Source organism: Streptomyces sp. NPDC002669 (assembly GCF_042889165.1).
In the GTDB taxonomy this organism is placed as follows: Bacteria; Actinomycetota; Actinomycetes; order Streptomycetales; family Streptomycetaceae; genus Streptomyces.
The window spans coordinates 42,537-60,473 of record NZ_JBIAQQ010000031.1 but is presented as its reverse complement, the minus strand read 5'-3'; the positions used below and the strand labels follow the sequence as shown (position 1 = coordinate 60,473).

14 protein-coding genes are annotated in these 17,937 nt (G+C 70.9%); 5 read left to right on the top strand and 9 right to left on the bottom strand.

Annotated features, from left to right (window positions below):
* Positions 1-14: 14 nt before the first annotated feature.
* Genes alaS through ACFYW1_RS32965 form a run of 3 tightly spaced genes read right to left on the bottom strand, consistent with a single transcriptional unit; the run spans position 15 to position 3,491 of the window.
* A complete protein-coding gene (alaS, locus tag ACFYW1_RS32975) occupies positions 15-2,684 on the bottom strand; it encodes an alanine--tRNA ligase (protein ID WP_389001595.1) in 2,670 nt (889 codons plus the stop codon).
* Positions 2,684-3,046, bottom strand: coding sequence for a DUF6167 family protein (locus ACFYW1_RS32970; protein WP_389001592.1), 363 nt, complete (start codon positions 3,044-3,046; stop codon positions 2,684-2,686). Before ACFYW1_RS32970 ends, alaS begins: the two co-directional genes overlap by 1 nt.
* Before the next feature lie 7 nt (positions 3,047-3,053).
* On the bottom strand, positions 3,054-3,491 hold the full coding sequence (locus tag ACFYW1_RS32965; RefSeq protein WP_389001706.1) for a DUF948 domain-containing protein: 438 nt from the start codon (positions 3,489-3,491) through the stop codon (positions 3,054-3,056).
* A 222-nt stretch (positions 3,492-3,713) separates the two neighbouring features.
* On the opposite strand from ACFYW1_RS32965, the gene ACFYW1_RS32960 reads away from it, so the two are divergent.
* Entirely contained in the window at positions 3,714-5,903 is a 2,190-nt protein-coding gene (locus tag ACFYW1_RS32960; RefSeq protein WP_389001589.1) for an ATP-binding protein, read from the top strand.
* 15 nt (positions 5,904-5,918) lie between these two features.
* Here the strand turns inward: ACFYW1_RS32960 and rpsD are convergent, their stop codons facing one another.
* Entirely contained in the window at positions 5,919-6,533 is a 615-nt protein-coding gene (gene rpsD / locus ACFYW1_RS32955) for a 30S ribosomal protein S4 (protein WP_389001585.1), read from the bottom strand.
* A 188-nt stretch (positions 6,534-6,721) separates the two neighbouring features.
* On the opposite strand from rpsD, the gene ACFYW1_RS32950 reads away from it, so the two are divergent.
* Positions 6,722-7,423: a DUF2470 domain-containing protein gene (locus ACFYW1_RS32950; protein WP_389001582.1), complete on the top strand. Its 702-nt coding sequence runs from the start codon at positions 6,722-6,724 to the stop codon at positions 7,421-7,423.
* A gap of 31 nt (positions 7,424-7,454) precedes the next feature.
* On the opposite strand, the gene ACFYW1_RS32945 is transcribed toward ACFYW1_RS32950, so the two are convergent.
* From ACFYW1_RS32945 to ACFYW1_RS32930, 4 genes are all read right to left on the bottom strand, one after another.
* The gene (locus tag ACFYW1_RS32945) at positions 7,455-8,825 is read right to left on the bottom strand and encodes a replication-associated recombination protein A (protein ID WP_389001579.1); all 1,371 of its coding nucleotides are present in this window, start codon (positions 8,823-8,825) and stop codon (positions 7,455-7,457) included.
* A 69-nt stretch (positions 8,826-8,894) separates the two neighbouring features.
* The gene (locus ACFYW1_RS32940) at positions 8,895-9,530 is read right to left on the bottom strand and encodes a vitamin K epoxide reductase family protein (RefSeq protein WP_389001576.1); all 636 of its coding nucleotides are present in this window, start codon (positions 9,528-9,530) and stop codon (positions 8,895-8,897) included.
* 506 nt (positions 9,531-10,036) lie between these two features.
* On the bottom strand, positions 10,037-11,302 hold the full coding sequence (hisS, locus tag ACFYW1_RS32935) for a histidine--tRNA ligase (RefSeq protein WP_389001573.1): 1,266 nt from the start codon (positions 11,300-11,302) through the stop codon (positions 10,037-10,039).
* A gap of 13 nt (positions 11,303-11,315) precedes the next feature.
* Positions 11,316-12,002, bottom strand: a complete 687-nt coding sequence (locus ACFYW1_RS32930) for an MBL fold metallo-hydrolase (RefSeq protein ID WP_389001570.1) — start codon at positions 12,000-12,002, stop codon at positions 11,316-11,318.
* A 150-nt stretch (positions 12,003-12,152) separates the two neighbouring features.
* On the opposite strand from ACFYW1_RS32930, the gene ACFYW1_RS32925 reads away from it, so the two are divergent.
* From ACFYW1_RS32925 to ACFYW1_RS32915, 3 genes are all read left to right on the top strand, one after another.
* Positions 12,153-12,941 carry a peptidylprolyl isomerase gene (locus tag ACFYW1_RS32925; RefSeq protein ID WP_389001567.1) on the top strand — a complete coding sequence of 263 codons (789 nt, stop codon included), beginning with the start codon at positions 12,153-12,155 and terminating at the stop codon, positions 12,939-12,941.
* 200 nt (positions 12,942-13,141) lie between these two features.
* A complete protein-coding gene (locus tag ACFYW1_RS32920) occupies positions 13,142-14,371 on the top strand; it encodes a DUF349 domain-containing protein (RefSeq protein ID WP_389001564.1) in 1,230 nt (409 codons plus the stop codon).
* Positions 14,372-14,583: 212 nt separating this feature from the next.
* A complete protein-coding gene (locus ACFYW1_RS32915; protein ID WP_389001561.1) occupies positions 14,584-15,189 on the top strand; it encodes an ALF repeat-containing protein in 606 nt (201 codons plus the stop codon).
* 16 nt (positions 15,190-15,205) lie between these two features.
* Here the strand turns inward: ACFYW1_RS32915 and ACFYW1_RS32910 are convergent, their stop codons facing one another.
* Positions 15,206-17,773, bottom strand: coding sequence for a RelA/SpoT family protein (locus tag ACFYW1_RS32910; protein ID WP_389001558.1), 2,568 nt, complete (start codon positions 17,771-17,773; stop codon positions 15,206-15,208).
* Between the last annotated feature and the right edge of the window lie 164 nt (positions 17,774-17,937).

Sequence of the window (17,937 nt, the reverse complement as noted above, 5' to 3'; positions counted from 1 at the left end):
CGTCACTCCCGTCGTCACGCCGTCTCGGTGACGAGGCGCTCGACGGCGGCCACGGCCGCGCCGATGGCCTCGGGGTTCTGGCCGCCGCCCTGGGCGACGTCCGGCTTGCCGCCGCCACCGCCGCCGAGGGTCTTGGCGGCGGTGCGGACCAGGTCACCGGCCTTGAGTCCGCGCTCGCGGGCGGCCTCGTTGGTGGCGATCACGGTCAGCGGGCGGCCGTTGGCGGTGGTGAACAGGGCCACGACGGCCGGTCGGCCGCCCTGGATGCGGCCGCGGACGTCGAGGACGAGCTTGCGCAGGTCGTCGGCCGAGGTGCCGTCGGCGACCTGTCCGGTGACCAGGGCGACGCCGCGGACGTCCTGGGCGGAGTCGACGAGTCCGGCGGCGGCCTGGAGGACCTTCTCCGCGCGGAACTTCTCGATCTCCTTCTCGGCGTCCTTCAGCTTGCCGAGCACACCGGCGATCTTCTCCGGCAGCTCCTCCGGGCGGCCCTTGACCAGCTCCTGGAGCTGGGCGACGACCGTGTGCTCCCGGGCGAGGAAGTTGTACGCGTCGACGCCGACGAGGGCCTCGATGCGGCGCACGCCGGAACCGATGGACGACTCGCCGAGCAGCTTCACCAGACCCAGCTGGGCGGTGTTGTGGACGTGCGTGCCGCCGCAGAGCTCCTTGGAGAAGTCGCCGATGGTGACGACGCGGACCTGCTCGCCGTACTTCTCGCCGAATTCCGCGATGGCACCCTGCTTCTTGGCCTCGGCGATCGGCATGACCTCGGCCTGGACGTCGAGTTCGCGGGCGAGGACCTCGTTGATCTTCTGCTCGACGTCGGTGAGGACCGTGCCGGGTACGGCGGCGGGCGAGCCGAAGTCGAAGCGGAAGCGGCCGGGGGAGTTCTCCGAACCGGCCTGGGCGGCCGTCGGGCCCAGTGCGTCGCGCAGCGCCTGGTGCGTGAGGTGCGTGGCGCTGTGGGCGCGGGCGATGGCCCGACGGCGGGTGATGTCGATGGCGGCGTAGGCGGACGATCCGACGGTCACCTCGCCGACCTGCACCGAACCCTTGTGGACGGAGACGCCGGGGACGGGCTGCTGGACGTCGCGCACCTGGATGACGGCGCCGCTGTCGAGCCGGATCCGGCCCTGGTCGGCGAGCTGGCCGCCGCCCTCGGCGTAGAAGGGGGTGCGGTCCAGGACGACCTCGACCTCGTCGCCCTCGGAGGCGGCGGGCGAGGGCACGCCGTCGACGAGCAGGCCGACGACGGTCGATTCGCCCTCGGTGGCGGTGTAGCCGGTGAACTGGGTGACGCCGGAGTTGTCGGCGACCTCGCGGTAGGCGGACAGGTCGGCGTGACCGGTCTTCTTGGCCTTGGCGTCGGCCTTGGCGCGCTCCCGCTGCTCCTTCATCAGGCGGCGGAAGCCCTCCTCGTCCACGGAGAGGCCCTGTTCGGCGGCCATCTCCAGGGTGAGGTCGATCGGGAAGCCCCAGGTGTCGTGGAGCAGGAACGCCTTGTCGCCGGCGAGAACCTTGCCACCGGCGGCCTTGGTCTCCGTGACGGCGGTGTCGAGGATGTTGGTGCCGCCCTTGAGGGCCTTGAGGAAGGCGGCCTCCTCGGCGAGGGCGACGCTCTCGATGCGCTTGCGGTCGGTGATCAGCTCCGGGTACTGCTGCCCCATCGTGTCGACCACGACGTCGACCAGGTCCTTGACGACCGGTCCGGTGGCGCCCAGCAGCCGCATGTTGCGGATGGCGCGGCGCATGATGCGGCGCAGCACGTAACCGCGGCCCTCGTTGCCCGGGGTGACGCCGTCGCCGATGAGCATCACGGAGGTGCGGATGTGGTCGGCGACCACGCGCAGGGAGACGTCGCTGGTGTGGGCCGCGCCGTAGGCGACGCCGGTGAGTTCGGTGGCCTTGTCGATGACGACCTTGAGCGTGTCCGTCTCGTACATGTTCTGCACGCCCTGCAGGATCATGGCGAGGCGTTCCAGGCCGAGGCCCGTGTCGATGTTCTTCGAGGGCAGGTCGCCGAGGATCGGGAAGTCCTCCTTGCCGTCCCCGGCGCCGCGCTCGTACTGCATGAAGACCAGGTTCCAGATCTCCACGTACCGCTCGTCGTTGACGGCCGGGCCGCCCTCGACACCGAACTCGGGACCGCGGTCGTAGTTGATCTCGGAGCAGGGGCCGCAGGGTCCGGGCACGCCCATGGACCAGAAGTTGTCCTTCTTGCCCAGGCGCTGGATGCGCTCGGCCGGTACGCCGACCTTCTCCCGCCAGATCTGCTCGGCCTCGTCGTCGTCGAGGTAGACCGTGATCCACAGCCGCTCGGGGTCGAGTCCGAAGCCGCCGTCCGCCACGGGGCTGGTGAGCAGCTCCCAGGAGAGCGTGATGGCGCCCTCCTTGAAGTAGTCGCCGAAGGAGAAGTTGCCGCACATCTGGAAGAACGTGCCGTGCCGGGTGGTCTTGCCGACCTCTTCGATGTCCGGCGTGCGGACGCACTTCTGCACGCTGGTGACGCGCGGGGCGGGCGGCTTGACCTCGCCGAGGAAGTACGGCTTGAAGGGGACCATGCCCGCGGGGACCAGCAGCAGAGTCGGGTCGTCCGCGATGAGCGACGCCGAAGGGACGACGGTGTGACCGCGCTCCTCGAAGAAGCTCAGCCAGCGGCGACGAATTTCAGCCGACTCCATCAGTGGTCCTCATTCCGGTTGTACGAGTTGTAGGGGAGCTTGCGGTATTCGGTTGTCCCGAGGGTCCGGTCCGGGCCGACGGGTTCGGGCGCCTCGACGGCGAAGTGCCGCCGGACCGGGAGGTCCGGATCGACCGGCGCCTCCAGGCCCAGCGCCTCACCCAGTTCGGCCTCGCGCCGGGCCATGGACTCACGGACGTCCAGAGCGAAGTCCTTGAGCTTGTGCCCGGTCTCGATCGCCTTGTCCGCGGCCTGCGCCGCGAGGCTCTCGGGGGTCAGCTGCTTGAGCTTCCTGTTGACCTTGGTGGTGGCCCAGACACCGGCGGCGGCGCCGGCGGTGAACCAGAACGTACGGCGGAACATCGCTGCGTCAGCCCTTCGATCCGCGGGGGTCTCTGCCGCCGCGCTTCCTGCCGCGCGCGGACGGCACGGCGCGGCCGACGATCACCCTCCGACGGGCCGTCTCCGGCTCGGGAGCGGATTTGCGGCCGATGGCCTGCCGGACCCCGTAGCCGAACGCGGCGACCTTGACGAGCGGGCCGCCGAAGGTCGAGGCGACGGTACTGGAGAGCGCGGAGGCGTTCGAGGTGACTTCCTGGACGTCCGTCGCGATCGCGTCGACCTTGTCGAGCTGGGTCTGCGCGGAACGCACGGTGGCGGAGGCGTCGGCCAGCAGCGGAACCGCCTGCTCCGTCACGTCCGCCACGAGTTTGGTGGTCGCCCTGAGCGTCTGGGCCAGCCTCACCAGTACGACGGCGAGGAACGAAACCAGGATCGCCCAGAAGACGGCCACCAGGATCCCGGCCACCTCTCCACCGGACACAGTGCACCGCTCTCTGACTTGTCGCTGTTTTGTACTGCTCTGCCTGACTCTGCTCGGTCCGGCGACCGCTGTCACGGCAGCCGGTCGTCGCTCCTTGAGCCTATCGCGCCGGTGGTCGCACCCCGTACCGCATTACCGGGCCGGCGGGCGGGAGTTGCCCCGAGGAGTTTGTACGGAGAGCTTACGTGCCAGTACTCTGCGTGTTTCATGCGACGCCCCCAGCGCCCCCTTCCGTCCCCCCGCGATCCGAGCGCTCCCGCCTCGTCCGGAAACCTTCCGGCGGAGCTGAGCAGTTTCGTGGGGCGGGAGAACGAACTCACCGACCTCGTCCGGCTGCTCGACGAGTCGCGGCTCGTCACCGTGGTCGGGGTGGGCGGCGTGGGCAAGACCCGCTGCGTCACCAGGATCGCCGCGCTTCTGGAGAAACGGTACTGCGACGGGGTCCGGGTGGCGGAGCTCTCCGCGGTCCACGACCCCGAGCTGCTGGAACACGCCCTGGCGGACGCCCTGGGGCTCACCGACCACACCGGCAGACCGCCCCGCACGGCCCTCCTCGACCATCTGGCCCCGCGCCGGATGCTCCTGGTGATCGACGGCTTCGAACACCTGGTGGACGACTGCGCCGGGCTGGTGCGGGAGCTGCTGCGCCGGGCCCCGTACCTGCGGGTGCTGGCCGCCGGGCGGCTGCCGCTGGAGCTGGACGGGGAGCTCGTTCTCCCGCTCCCGCCGATGAGGGACGAGGACGCGATACGGCTCTTCGCCGAACGGGCCGCCGCGGTGCGGCCCGGGTTCCGGCTGACCGACCACAACCGTGCGATCACCCGGGAGCTGTGCCGCCGCCTGGACGGGATCCCGCTCGCCCTGGAACTGGCCGCCGGACGGCTGCGCGCCCTGTCCACCGAGCAGGTGCTGCAGCGCCTGGACGACCGCTTCCGGCTGCTGACCGGCTCCAGCCGCAGCGCGCCCGCGCGCCACCAGACCCTCCGCACGGCCATCGGCTGGAGCCATGAGCTCTGCGCCCCGGAGCAGCGGCTGCTCTGGGCCCGGCTCTCGGTGTTCGCCGGACAGTTCGATCTGGAGTCCGTCGAATACATCTGCGGTGGTGCGGGGCTGCCGGCCGAGTCGGTGCTCGACGTGCTGTCCGCGCTGCTGGCGCAGTCCGTCGTGCTGCGCGAGGACACCGAGCAGGGCACCCGCTACCGGATGCTGGACACGATGCGGGAGTACGGCGCCGAGTGGCTGGCGGCCACCGGTGACGCGGACCGGCTGCGCCGTCGCCACCGGGACTGGTTCGTGGGGCTCGCGACCTGGTGCGAACTGGACTGGTTCGGTCCGCGGCAGGCCGAGGTGGCCGCCCGCGCCGAGAGCGAGCTGCCGAATCTGCGGCAGGCGATGGAGTACTCGCTGGAGAGTCCGGGCGAGGCCCATCTCGCGCAGTACCTGGCCGGCACCCTCTGGTTCCTCTGGGTGGGCTGCGGCCGGCTCTCGGAGGGCCGGCACTGGCTGGACCACGTGCTGGAGGAGGGCACCGCGTACGACTCCTCGCGGCTGAAGGCGCTGTGGGTGCTCGGGCAGGTCTCCGTGCTCCAGGGCGACCCGGTCGGTGCGATCTCCGCGCTCCAGGAGTGCCGGGACGAGGCGGAGCGGGCCGGTGACCCCACGGCGCTCGCCTACGCGGTGCACCGGATGGGCGGTCTGGCACTGGTCACCGACGACCTGGCCAGGGCGCGGCGGCTGCTGGACGACGCGCTCGGCCGCTACCGGGAGCTCGGCGAACTGAACAGCAATGTGCTGATGGCCCGGATCGAGCTGGCGACGGTGATCGGTTTCCAGGGGGACCTCGACACGGCGGCCGAGATCTGCCAGGAGGTCAGGGAGGTCTGCGAGGACCACGGGGAGCAGTGGGCCCTGTCGTACGCGCTGTACGCGCTGGCCTTCGCGGCGCTGCAACGGGGCCGGCCGGACCGGGCCCGGGAGCTGCTCGGCAAGTGTCTGGCGATCGGCCACGCCTTCCACGACCTGCTCGGTTCGGTGCTCGCCCTGGAGCTGCTGGCGCTGGTGACGGCGGTCCAGGGCGATGCCGCGGAGGCCGCGGTGCTCCAGGGGGCCGCCGACCGGATCTGGCCGTCGGTGGGGCTGCCGCTGTTCGGTTCGGCGCACTACGGGCAGCCCAGGTTCCGTTGCGAGCAGCTGGCCCGCCGGGAGCTGGGCGACGGCCCCTACGAGGCGGCCCTGCGCACGGGCGGGCTGCTGGATCTGGACGCGGTGGTGGCCAGGGCGCTGGCGGACGGCCCCGCGGACCGGGCGCAGCGTTCCGAGCCCCGGACCAACCCCGGGAAAAGGCGGCGGCCCACCGCCTCCCGTACATCCGGGAGGGGTGGGCCGGAACGCTCGTGAAACGACTGCGCCTGATCAGCGGGCGTAGTACTCGACGACGAGCTGCTCGTCGCAGATCACGGGGATTTCCTTGCGGTTCGGGTCCCGGTCAAGGCGGAAGGCCAGGGCCTTCAGGTTCACCTGCAGGTAGCGCGGGGTCTCGCCGTCGGGGGCGTAGCCACCCTCACGGGCCACCTGGAAGGGGACCTTGGAGCGGCTGCGCTCGCGGACCATGACGATGTCGTCGGGGCGCACGCGGAACGACGGCTTGTCGACCTTGCCACCGTTGACCTCGATGTGGCCGTGCACGACCATCTGACGGGCCTGGTAGATGGTGCGGGCGATACCCGAACGCAGCACCAGGGCGTCGAGGCGACGCTCGAGCTCGACGACGAGCGCCTCGCCCGTCTTGCCCTCGGCCTTCTTGGCGCGGTCGTAGGCGCGGGCCATCTGCTTCTCGCTGATGTCGTACTGCGCGCGCAGACGCTGCTTCTCCAGCAGACGGACCTTGTAGTCCGAGTTCTGCTTGCGGCCACGGCCGTGCTCGCCCGGCGGGTAGGGGCGGGCCTCGAAGTACTTGACGGCCTTCGGCGTCAGCGCGATGCCGAGCGCACGGCTCTTCTTGACCTTGGGACGCGACTGGTTAGGCACGTTCTCCAGACCTCCGTTGTAGGTTAGGTTAGGCTCACCTTAGTTGAGGAGATCGCATGTCTCGCCCGGGGAACACCAGTCACATCACGGACAGCACTGACAGCGTCGACACCCCACGGGATGCCGATACGACGGAGGACCGATCAGATCGTGGTCAGCCGCGCCCCAGCGGGCTTGAAACCACTCGGATGCCGTCAGCAGCCGAGCGCACACGAACTCTCGTACAGAGTACCTGCTCCGCCGTGCTGCTCGTTCCCGGGCTGCGCCATGTGCCCCCGGACCACCTGATGCCCCTGGCCAGGAACGTGGGTCCGGACGGGGACCTGTTCCTCGAACTGCCCGCCGGCTCCCCCGTCGTACGGGCCGCGACGCACGCCGAGGACGACGAGCTGTCCGCCGTGCTGGAGATCACGGACGTCGCCCCGGTCTCCGTGCCGCACCGCATCCGCGGCCGCGCGTGGGTCTGCGGCCCGCTGACCTCCGTGCCCGGCGTCTCGGGCCCCGGCCGCGCGACGCTCCGGCTGGAGACGGCCGAGGCGTACGTCGACGACCTGTGGGGCGCGCAGGAGGTCGCACCCGACGAGCTGCGGGACGCGGCCCCCGACCCGCTCTGCGTGCACGAGGCGGAGCTGCTCCAGCACCTGCACGCGGCGCATGGCGAACAGCTGCGGACCCTGTGCGGGCTGCTGGGCGAGCGGACGGCCCGCCGCTGCGCGGCGCACCTGCCCTCGGTCGTCCCGCTGGCACTGGACCGGTACGGGCTGCGGGTCCGGCTGCGCGAGGGGGCGGGGCAGTCCTATGACGCGCGCTTCGAGTTCCCCGCGCCGGTGCGGGACGTCATCGACCTGAGCCACGCCATGCACACCCTCTTCGAGGCGGCGGCGCGCTGAGCCGGAACAACGGGGGCGCGGCCGGGTCCCCTCAGCCCTCGGACGGGCCGGGCTCCGTGCGGCCGAGCCGCTCGCGCACCCGGTCCACCACGTCCGCGTAGCGTGCCTCCGCGCCGTAGCGCGTGGGCCGGTAGTAGTGCTTGTCGCGGACCGCTTCCGGAGCGTACTGCTGGGCGGCGATGCCGCCGGGGACGTCGTGCGGATACACATAGCCCCGGGCGTGCCCCAGCTTGGCGGCGCCCTTGTAGTGGCCGTCGCGCAGATGGGCGGGGACCGGCCCGGCGAGCCCCTTGCGCACGTCCTCCTGGGCGGCGAAGATCGCCAGCGTCGCCGCGTTGGACTTGGGCGCGAGGGCCAGGGCGATCGTGGCGTGGCTCAGGGTGAGCGCCGCCTCCGGGAAGCCGATCATGGCGACCGCCTGGGCGGCGGCCACGGCGGTGGGCAGTGCCGTGGGGTCGGCCAGGCCGATGTCCTCGCTGGCCGAGATCATCAGCCGGCGGGCGATGAACCGGGGGTCCTCCCCCGCCTCGATCATCCGGGCCAGGTAGTGCAGCGCGGCGTCCACGTCGGAGCCCCGGATCGATTTGATGAGGGCGCTCGCGACGTCGTAGTGCTGGTCGCCGTCACGGTCGTACGTGACGGCCGCGCGGTCGACGGTCTCCTCCAGGGTGCGGAGGCTGATCTCCTTCTCCTGCTTGGCCAGCGCCGCGCCGGCCGCGGCCTCCAGCGCGGTCAGTGCCCGGCGGGCGTCCCCGCCCGCGATGCGCAGCAGATGCGTCTCGGCGTCCCCGGGCAGCGTCACCGCGCCGCCGAGCCCGCGCTCGTCGGTCAGCGCGCGCCGCAGCAGGCCGCGCAGGTCGTCGTCGGTGAGCGGTTCCAGGGTGAGCAGCAGCGAGCGGGACAGCAGCGGCGAGATCACCGAGAAGTACGGATTCTCCGTGGTCGCCGCGATCAGCGTCACCCAGCGGTTCTCCACGGCCGGGAGCAGGGAGTCCTGCTGCGCCTTGGAGAAGCGGTGGATCTCGTCGAGGAAGAGGACGGTCTCCTTGCCGTAGCCGCCGGTCGCGCGCCGGGCGCCCTCGATGACGGCGCGCACTTCCTTGACGCCCGCGGTGATCGCGGAGAGTTCGACGAAGCGCTTGTTGGTGGCCTTGCTGACCACGTACGCCAAGGTCGTCTTCCCGATGCCGGGCGGACCCCAGAGGATCACCGACGAGGGACCCGCCGGGCCGCCGTTGCCCTCGCCGACGAGGCGGCGCAGGGGGGAGCCCGGTTTGAGCAGGTGCTGCTGGCCGACGACCTCGTCGAGGGTGCGGGGGCGCATCCGGACGGCCAGGGGACTGCCGGCCGGGTCCTTCTCCTGGCGGTCTTCGGCTGCTGCGGTAAAGAGGTCGGGCTCCACGTCCTGAAGCCTATGCCACGGCACCGGCATCCCCGCCGGGCCGGTCGTCCGGCGGGGGGTGCGGGCCGGTCAGCTGGTCCAGAAGTCCCACCAGCGGGTCAGGATCAGCATGCCGATGATGCCGATCCACAGGACCGGCGGCACCCAGTGGAACTCCGTCAGCCCGGTGCGCAGCCAGTTCGGCGCGGGAATGATCCGGTGCTTGATGTTGTGCGTGGTGACGTAGCAGAACATGAAGATCGTGGCGACCCAGGCCAGGCAGCACCACAGGCAGAGCGAGTTGATGTTGTAGAGCGACTGGTACTGGAGCCAGGTGCAGAAACCGACACCGAACAGCGTGCCGGCGTTCATCCCGAGCCAGTACCAGCTGCGGAAGCGGGCGCCCGCCAGCAGCGCCAGCCCGATGCCGATGATCACCGGGTAGGTGGCCATGCCGAGCATCGGGTTCGGGAAGCCGAAGGCGGCCGCCTGCTCGCTCTTCATGATGTTGCCGCAGGCGACGACCGGGTTGAGGCTGCAGCCCGGCGTGAAGTTGGGGTCCTCCAGCAGCTTGAACTTGTCGATCGTGATGACCCAGGCGGCGAGGAGTCCGGCAGCGCCCGTGATCACCAGCAGCAGTGCGAGCGCCCGACTGCCGCCGATGGTCCTCGTCCCGCCGTCCTCGTCCTGGTCGGGAGAGGAATGGTCAACCGCTGCAGTCGTCATATCGCCGTTCCATCAGTGAGTGGCCTGCTGGGCACGGTCATTGTGCCGCACCGGGGTGTCGCATCTCCGTTCGATGAACATAAAGATGCGCCCACGGTTCGTTTCCGGCCGAGGCGGCGCGCAGGGGCCTTCGCGCACTCCCGGCACGCGCCCGTGCGCGGTGGAAGTGCCGGACCTGCGGGCATCTCGCACCCGGCGCCTCCGGCCGACGGTCCGGACCCGGGAATCCACCGGTCCCGACGTCAACCCGGCCCGTACCGGCCATCATTGAGGTTTCCGACCAGGAGTCATTCGTCAGAATGAATCCGCACACGCCAAGTTGACGACGTGACGGACCGAAAGGGGCGTGGCGACCGTCCCGCTCCGGGCCGTGCGACGACCTGGCGCCCTCCCGCGCCGCCCTCGCGCCGACGAAGAACCGGCTGGCCGGGGCACGTGCCCCGGCCAGCCGGTCATGGCGTTCACACCGCTCGTCGGAATCCCGCCCGGGCGGACGACGCCGGGTGCTACCGGGCCAGGCGCTCGCGGATCGTCCCGGCGATCTCCGGCAGGGGCACCGCCGTCTGCTCGCCGGACTCCATGTCCTTGAGCTGGGCGACGCCCTCGGCCAGATCGCGCTCGCCCGCGACGATCGTGAACCGCGCACCCGACCGGTTCGCGCTCTTCATCGCGCCCTTGAGGCCGCGGTTCCCGTACGCGAAGTCCGCCGCCACACCGTCGCGGCGCAGCTGCGTGACGACGCCGAAGAGCACCCGGCGGGCCTCCTCACCGAGGGGTACGGCGAACACGCTGGTGGTCGCGGGCAGTTCGAGCTCGACGCCCTCCGCCTCCAGCGCGAGCACCGTGCGGTCCACGCCGAGCGCCCAGCCGACCGACGGGAGCGCCGGACCGCCGATCATCTCGGACAGCCCGTCGTAACGGCCGCCGCCGCCCACCGCGGACTGCGAGCCGAGTCCGTCGTGCACGAACTCGAAGGTGGTGCGGGTGTAGTAGTCGAGGCCGCGGACCAGCTTCTCGTCGTCCTCGTACACCACGCCCGCCGCGGAGAGCAGGTCGCGCACCTCCTCGTGGTACGCCTTGCAGGCGTCGCAGAGGTAGTCGCGCAGCACCGGGGCGCCGGCCAGCTGCTTCTGCACCTCGGACCGCTTGTCGTCGAGGACCCGGAGCGGGTTGATCTCGATGCGGCGGCGGGTCTCCTCGTCCAGGTCGAGCTCGCGCAGGAAGCCCTGGAGCGCGTCCCGGTAGACGGGGCGGCACTCCTTGTCGCCCAGCGAGTTGAGCAGGATGCGGAAGTTCCGCAGACCGAGCGTGCGGTACGCCTGGTCGGCCAGGATGATCAGCTCGGCGTCCAGCGCCGGGTCCTCGGCACCGATCGCCTCGGCACCGACCTGCGAGAAGTGCCGGTAGCGGCCCTTCTGCGGGCGCTCGTAGCGGTAGTACGAGCCGGAGTACCAGAGCTTCACCGGCAGGTTGCCGAGCTTGTGGAGGTTGGCCTCCAGCGCGGCGCGCAGCACGGAGGCGGTGCCCTCGGGACGCAGCGCGAGCTCGGAGCCGCCCTTGGTGGTGAGGGTGTACATCTCCTTGGTCACGATGTCGGTGGACTCACCGACTCCGCGGGAGAAGAGGGCCACGTCCTCGAAGCCGGGCGTCTCGATGTAGCCGTAGCCGGAGTTCTTCAGGGGGGCGGCGAGCGCCTCGCGCACCGCGAGGTACTTGGCGGAATCGGGCGGGGTCAGGTCGTACGTGCCCTTGGGGGCCTTGAAGGTGCTCACGATTTTCTCTCGTCTACATTCCTCGTCGGGGCGCGTCCATCCCGTTCAGGAACGGGTTGGAGACGCGCTCGCGGCCGATGGTCGTCTGGGGGCCATGGCCGGACAGCACCACGGTCGAGTCGTCGAGCGGCAGGCACACACGGGCCAGCGACTCGAGCAGCTCGGCGTGGTCGCCGCCGGGCAGGTCGGTGCGTCCGACGGAGCCGGCGAAGAGCAGGTCGCCCGAGAAGAGGATCTGCGGAACATCCGCGACCTCGGGCATCCTGAACGTCACCGACCCCTTGGTATGGCCGGGCGCATGCGAGACACCGAATTCCAGACCGGCCAGCTTCAGGAGCGCGCCGTCGCTCAGCTCCTGGACGTCGTCCGGCTCCCCCACCGTCAGCTCGCCCATGAGCGGCATCCCGATGGAACGGCCCAGGGCCTTCTCCGGGTCGCTCATCATGTAACGGTCCTCGGGGTGGATCCAGGCGGGGACGTCGTGCGCGCCGCACACCGGGACGACCGATGCGACGTGGTCGATGTGGCCGTGGGTCAGTACGACGGCGACGGGCTTCAGCCGATGCTTCTTCAGCGCTTCCTCGACTCCGGCCGCGGCCTGGTGGCCCGGGTCGATGATCACGCATTCCTCACCGGCGGCCGGGGCGACCAGGTAACAGTTGGTCCCCCAGGCCCCTGCGGGGAACCCGGCAATGAGCACGATCGTCCTTAATGGTCGTCCGACAACGGATGGCGACTGAGAAGGTCGCGGCAGTACCAGAGCCTACCGGCGCTCCTCATTCCACAGCCAACCCATATACGGTACGGGCAGCCCAGGCCTCATACGGACGACCTACAAGGAGAACACCCGGTGGTCAGCAGCGATCAGCGGCGGCGGCAGCTCGCCAGGGAGAAGTTCGAGCGGCAGCAGCAGCGCCGGGAGGAGGCCCGTCGCAGGACCCGGCGGCTGGCGGTCGTCATCGCCTCCTCGGTGGCCGTGGTGGCGGTCATCGCGGGGGGCACCTACCTCGCCATGGGCGACGACGACAAGAAGGACAAGTCCGACGCGTCCGCGAGCGCGAGCCCGTCGGCCTCCGCGTCGCCGAGCGAGAGCAGTGCGCCCGAGCCGGCGATGAAGATCGACAAGAAGGCCGAGTACACGATGTCGCTCAAGACGAGCCAGGGCGACCTCGCGTTCACCATGAAGGCGGCGAAGACCCCGCACACCACGAATTCCTTCAAGGCGCTGGCCGACAAGGGCTTCTTCGACGGCACGAAGTGCCACCGGCTGACCACGCAGGGCATCTTCGTCCTGCAGTGCGGCGACCCCAAGGGCGACGGCACCGGCGGCCCCGGCTACACGATCCCGGACGAGAACCTGACCGGGCTGGGCAAGGCGGGCGCGGACGGCACGGTGACCTACCCGGCGGGCACGGTGGCGATGGCGAACACCGGCCAGCCGCACACCGGCGGCAGCCAGTTCTTCCTGGTCTACAAGGACAGCAAGCTGCCGCCCACCTACACTCCGTTCGGCACGATGGACGACGCCTCGCTGAAGGCCGTCAAGGACATCGGTGCGGCGGGCGTGGCGGGCGGTGCCGCCGACGGTGCGCCGAAGAAGGCCGTGGACATCTCGAAGGCCGCCGTCGACAAGTCGTGATCCGGTCGGGGCGGCCGGACCGGGCCGGCCGGTGACGACGAGCGCGGGACGGATTTTTTTCGGCCCCGCCGAGTGCGGACAGCCGGGCGGCCGGTCGCCTAGATTGGCGTTGTGCAGGGCGGGCGCTGCCCGCCCCAGGAAACTGTGGACGATGCCAGGGGGCGAAAACCCCCTCGCGGGCATCAGGTGGAGGAGGCGCTGTGAGCAGCGACCCGTGGGGCCGTGTCGATGAGACCGGCACCGTGTACGTGCGGACAGCCGACGGCGAGCAGGTCGTCGGATCGTGGCAGGCGGGTTCCCCCGAGGAGGCTCTGGCCTACTTCGAGCGCAAGTACGAGGGCATTGTGGTCGAGATCGGCCTCCTCGAACGGCGGGTGAAGACCACCGACCTGTCGGCCAAGGACGCCACGACCGCCATCGAGCACCTGCGCACGCAGGTGGACGAGCACCATGCCGTCGGCGACCTCGAAGCGCTGCGCAAGCGGCTCGACGCGCTCGTCGCGGCGGTCGACTCGCGACGCGAGGAGCGCAAGGTCCAGAAGGCCAAGCAGACCGACGAGGCGAAGCGTGCCAAGGAGGCGCTGGTCGCCGAGGCCGAGGAGCTGGCGCAGAGCGAGCAGTGGCGCTCCGCGGGCGAGCGGCTCCGGGCGCTCGTCGACACCTGGAAGGGGCTGCCGCGGCTCGACCGCAAGTCCGACGACGAGCTGTGGCACCGCTTCTCGCATGCCCGCTCGGCGTTCTCCAAGCGCCGCAAGGCCCACTTCGCGTCGCTGGACGCCCAGCGCGAGGAGGCCCGCAAGGCCAAGGAGAAGCTGGTCGCCGAGGCCGAGTCGCTCTCCGGTTCCACGGACTGGGGGGCCACGGCCGCCCGTTACCGCGACCTGATGACCCAGTGGAAGGCGGCGGGCCGCGCCCAGCGCGAGGCCGAGGACGAGCTGTGGAACCGCTTCCGCGGCGCCCAGGACGTCTTCTTCGCCGCCCGCGGCGAGGTCTTCGCCGAGCGGGACGCGGAGCAGGGCGAGAACCTCAAGCTGAAGGAGGAGCTCGCGACCGAGGCCGAGCGGCTGGTGCCGGTGCAGGACCTGAAGGCGGCCAGGGCCGCGTTCCGGGCCATCAACGAGCGCTGGGAGGCCATCGGCCACGTGCCGCGCGACGCCCGCCCGAAGGTCGAGGGGCGGATGCACGCGGTGGAGCGGGCGCTCCAGGAGGCCGAGGAGTCGGAGTGGCGGCGGACGAACCCGGAGGCGCGTGCGCGTGCCGCGGGTCTGACCGGTCAGCTGCAGGCCGCCGTGGACAAGCTGCGTACGCAGATCGACACGGCCCGCGCCTCGGGCAACAACGCCCGTGCCGACAAGCTGGCCAAGGAGCTGGAGGGCCGGCAGGCGCTGCTCGACCAGGCGCTGAAGGGCCTGGAGGAGTTCGGCGGCTGACGCCTCCCGACTTCGCCCGAGGGGCTTTCCCGCGTTCGCGCGGGGAGGCCCCTCTCGCGTGCCCGGGGCGGCACGGACGGCAACGATGCAGCCACGACAACTGCCGGAACCCGGCAGTGAATCGGGGAGGGTCGAGAAGGGATGATCTTCGCACCGGCGCGCTTCTCGCGCCGGATCCGACGCGTTCGCCCACACGTGAGGCAGGTTCACCGATGAGACCCACCCGTGTCGCCCTGACCGCCGCAGCCGCCGCCCTCGCCCCGGCCCTCCTCCTGTCCGGTCCGGCCTTCGCCGCCGGACCGGCGTCCCCGTCCGCCGCCGTCACCGCGGTGCAGGCGGACGGCGGCTCGGACATCCCGGTGGACGAGATGTCCGACGACGACCTGAGGATCGCGATCCTGCGCATCCTGGCGGACGAGGACAGCGGCAAGAGAGTCGTCCGGGAGGCCAACGAAGCCCTGGACATCGGCACCACGGAAGCCATGCGGGCCTTCCTGAAGACCGGTTACCCGCTGGCCCAGGCCGAGGACGACCAGGTCGCCCTCTTCCGCATCCTCGCCGATCCGGACTCCGGGAAGCGGGTCGTCAAGGAGATCAACGCGCTCCTCGACACCGGCACCGCGTCGGAGATCCGCCAGTGGCTGGAGACCGGCTACCGCCTCGCCCAGGCCGAGGACGACCAGGTCGCCCTCTTCCGCATCCTCGCCCGCCCGGACATCAGCGATGCGATGCGCGCGGCGGTCATCGAGGTCATCGACGGCACGCCCGAGGAGATGCGGTACTTCCTGGAGTACGGCCAGTACGAGGTCGACGCGTAGACCGCCCGGCCCGCCGCTACGGTCGGCGGGCCGACGTCACCCGGTAGACGTCGTAGACGCCCTCCACGCCGCGTACCGCCTTCAGTACGTGGCCGAGGTGCTTCGGGTCGCCCATCTCGAAGGTGAAGCGCGAGGTGGCCACCCGGTCCCGGGAGGTCTGCACGGCCGCCGACAGGATGTTGACGTGCTGGTCGGACAGGACGCGGGTGACGTCGGACAGCAGCCGCGACCGGTCCAGCGCCTCGACCTGGATGGCGACCAGGAAGACCGAGGACTGGGTCGGTGCCCATTCGACGTCCAGGATCCGCTCCGGCTGCTGCGACAGCGAGTCGACGTTGACGCAGTCGGCGCGGTGCACGGAGACGCCGCTGCCCCGGGTGACGAAGCCGATGATCGGGTCTCCGGGGACGGGGGTGCAGCAGCGGGCCAGCTTCACCCAGACGTCCTCGACGCCCTTGACGACCACGCCCGGGTCGGCGTTGGAACGGCGCTTGCCGCGGCCGCGCGAGGGCGGCGCGCTCTCGGCGATGTCCTCGTTGGCGGCGTCCTCGCCGCCGAGCGCCTGGACCAGTTTCTGCACGACCCCGGCGGCCGCGACGTGCCCCTCCCCGATCGCCGCGTACAGGGACGAGATGTCGGGGTAGCGCATCTCGTGGGCGAGGGTGACCAGGGAGTCGCCCGTCAGGATGCGCTGGATCGGCAGGTTCTGCTTGCGCATGGCCCGCGCGATGGCGTCCTTGCCCTGCTCGATCGCCTCGTCGCGGCGCTCCTTGGAGAACCAGGCCCGGATCTTGTTGCGGGCACGGGGCGACTTGACGAAGCCCAGCCAGTCCCGGGAGGGCCCGGCGCCGGATGCCTTGGAGGTGAAGACCTCCACCAGGTCTCCGTTGTCCAGGGTCGATTCGAGCGGTACGAGCCGTCCGTTGACCCGGGCCCCTATGGTCCGGTGGCCCACCTCCGTGTGCACGGCGTACGCGAAGTCGACCGGCGTCGCGCCCGCGGGAAGCGCTATGACGTCTCCCTTGGGCGTGAAGACGAAGACCTCGTTGCGGGAGAGGTCGAAGCGCAGCGACTCCAGGAACTCGCTGGGGTCCTCGGTCTCCTTCTGCCAGTCCAGGAGCTGGCGCAGCCATGCCATGTCGTTGACGGTGTCCTGGCTGCGGCCGGTGTTCTTGGGGACGTCGGTGCGCACCTTGGAGGCACCGGCGACGGCCTCCTGCTTGTACTTCCAGTGCGCGGCAATGCCGTACTCGGCACGGCGGTGCATGTCGAAGGTGCGGATCTGGAGCTCGACGGGCTTGCCGCTGGGACCGATCACCGTGGTGTGCAGCGACTGGTACATGTTGAACTTGGGCATCGCGATGTAGTCCTTGAACCGGCCGGGCACCGGGTTCCATCGCGCGTGGACGGTGCCGAGCGCCGCGTAGCAGTCGCGGACGGTGTCGACGAGGACGCGGATGCCCACCAGGTCGTAGATCTCGGCGAAGTCCCGGCCCCGCACGATCATCTTCTGGTAGACGCTGTAGTAGTGCTTCGGCCGTCCCGTGACGGTGGCCTTGATCCGGGCGGCCCGCAGGTCTGCCTGGACCTCGTCGGTCACTATGGCGAGGTACTCGTCGCGCTTGGGGGCCCGCTCGGCCACGAGCCGGACGATCTCGTCGTACATCTTGGGGTAGAGGATCGCGAAGGCGAGGTCCTCCAGCTCCCACTTGATGGTGTTCATGCCCAGCCGGTGCGCCAGCGGGGCGTAGATCTCCAGGGTCTCGCGGGCCTTCTTCTCCTGCTTCTCCCGCTTGAGGTAGCGCATGGTGCGCATGTTGTGCAGGCGGTCGGCGAGCTTGATGACCAGGACCCTGGGGTCCTTGGCCATCGCGACGACCATCTTGCGCACGGTCTCGGCCTGGGCGGCCTCGCCGAACTTGACCTTGTCCAGCTTGGTGACGCCGTCGACCAGCAGGGCGACCTGGTCGCCGAAGTCGCGGCGCAGGGTGTCCAGGCCGTACTCGGTGTCCTCGACCGTGTCGTGCAGCAGCCCCGCCATCAGCGTCGCCGGGTCCATGCCCAGCTCGGCGAGGATGGTGGTGACGGCGAGCGGGTGCGTGATGTACGGGTCGCCGCTCTTGCGCTTCTGGCCGCGGTGCCAGCGCTCGGCGACCTGGTAGGCGCGCTCGATCTGGCGCAGCGTGGCGGTCTCGATCTTGGGGTCGTTGCCGCGGACGATGCGCAGCAGCGGTTCGAGCACCGGGTTGTACGGGCTGGAGCGCTGCACGCCGAGGCGGGCGAGCCTGGCCCGTACCCGGTTGGACGAGCCGCCGGATCGGGTCGTGGGCGCGCCCGGCGGAACCGGTTTGGCCGCGGGCTTCGCCGGGGGCTTCGGGGCGGACGCGGCCGGGGGCGTCGGCGCGACCGGCTGCGCGGGGGACGCGGCCCCGGACGCCGGCGCGCCCGCCCGGTCCGGGCCCGGTCCGGGCTCTGGAGCCGGGGGCTTCGGCTTGTCCGCGGGCTGCTTCTTCCCGGGCGTGACGGGGGCCGCCGCGGGCTTGTCGGGCTGCGGGGCGGCGACTGGCTGGGCCTCGTCTGGCAAGAGCGCTCCTCGTGCGGATCCGGATACCCGGAAAGGCCATCGTATCCACCCGGTGGCCGGTCCTCCCCCGGGGACCGTGAGACCCACCACAACACGGGACGGACCCCCGGTTGTTCCCGGGGGTCCGTCCCATGTCGTGCGAGGCGGCGCCGCGTGCGGTCCGC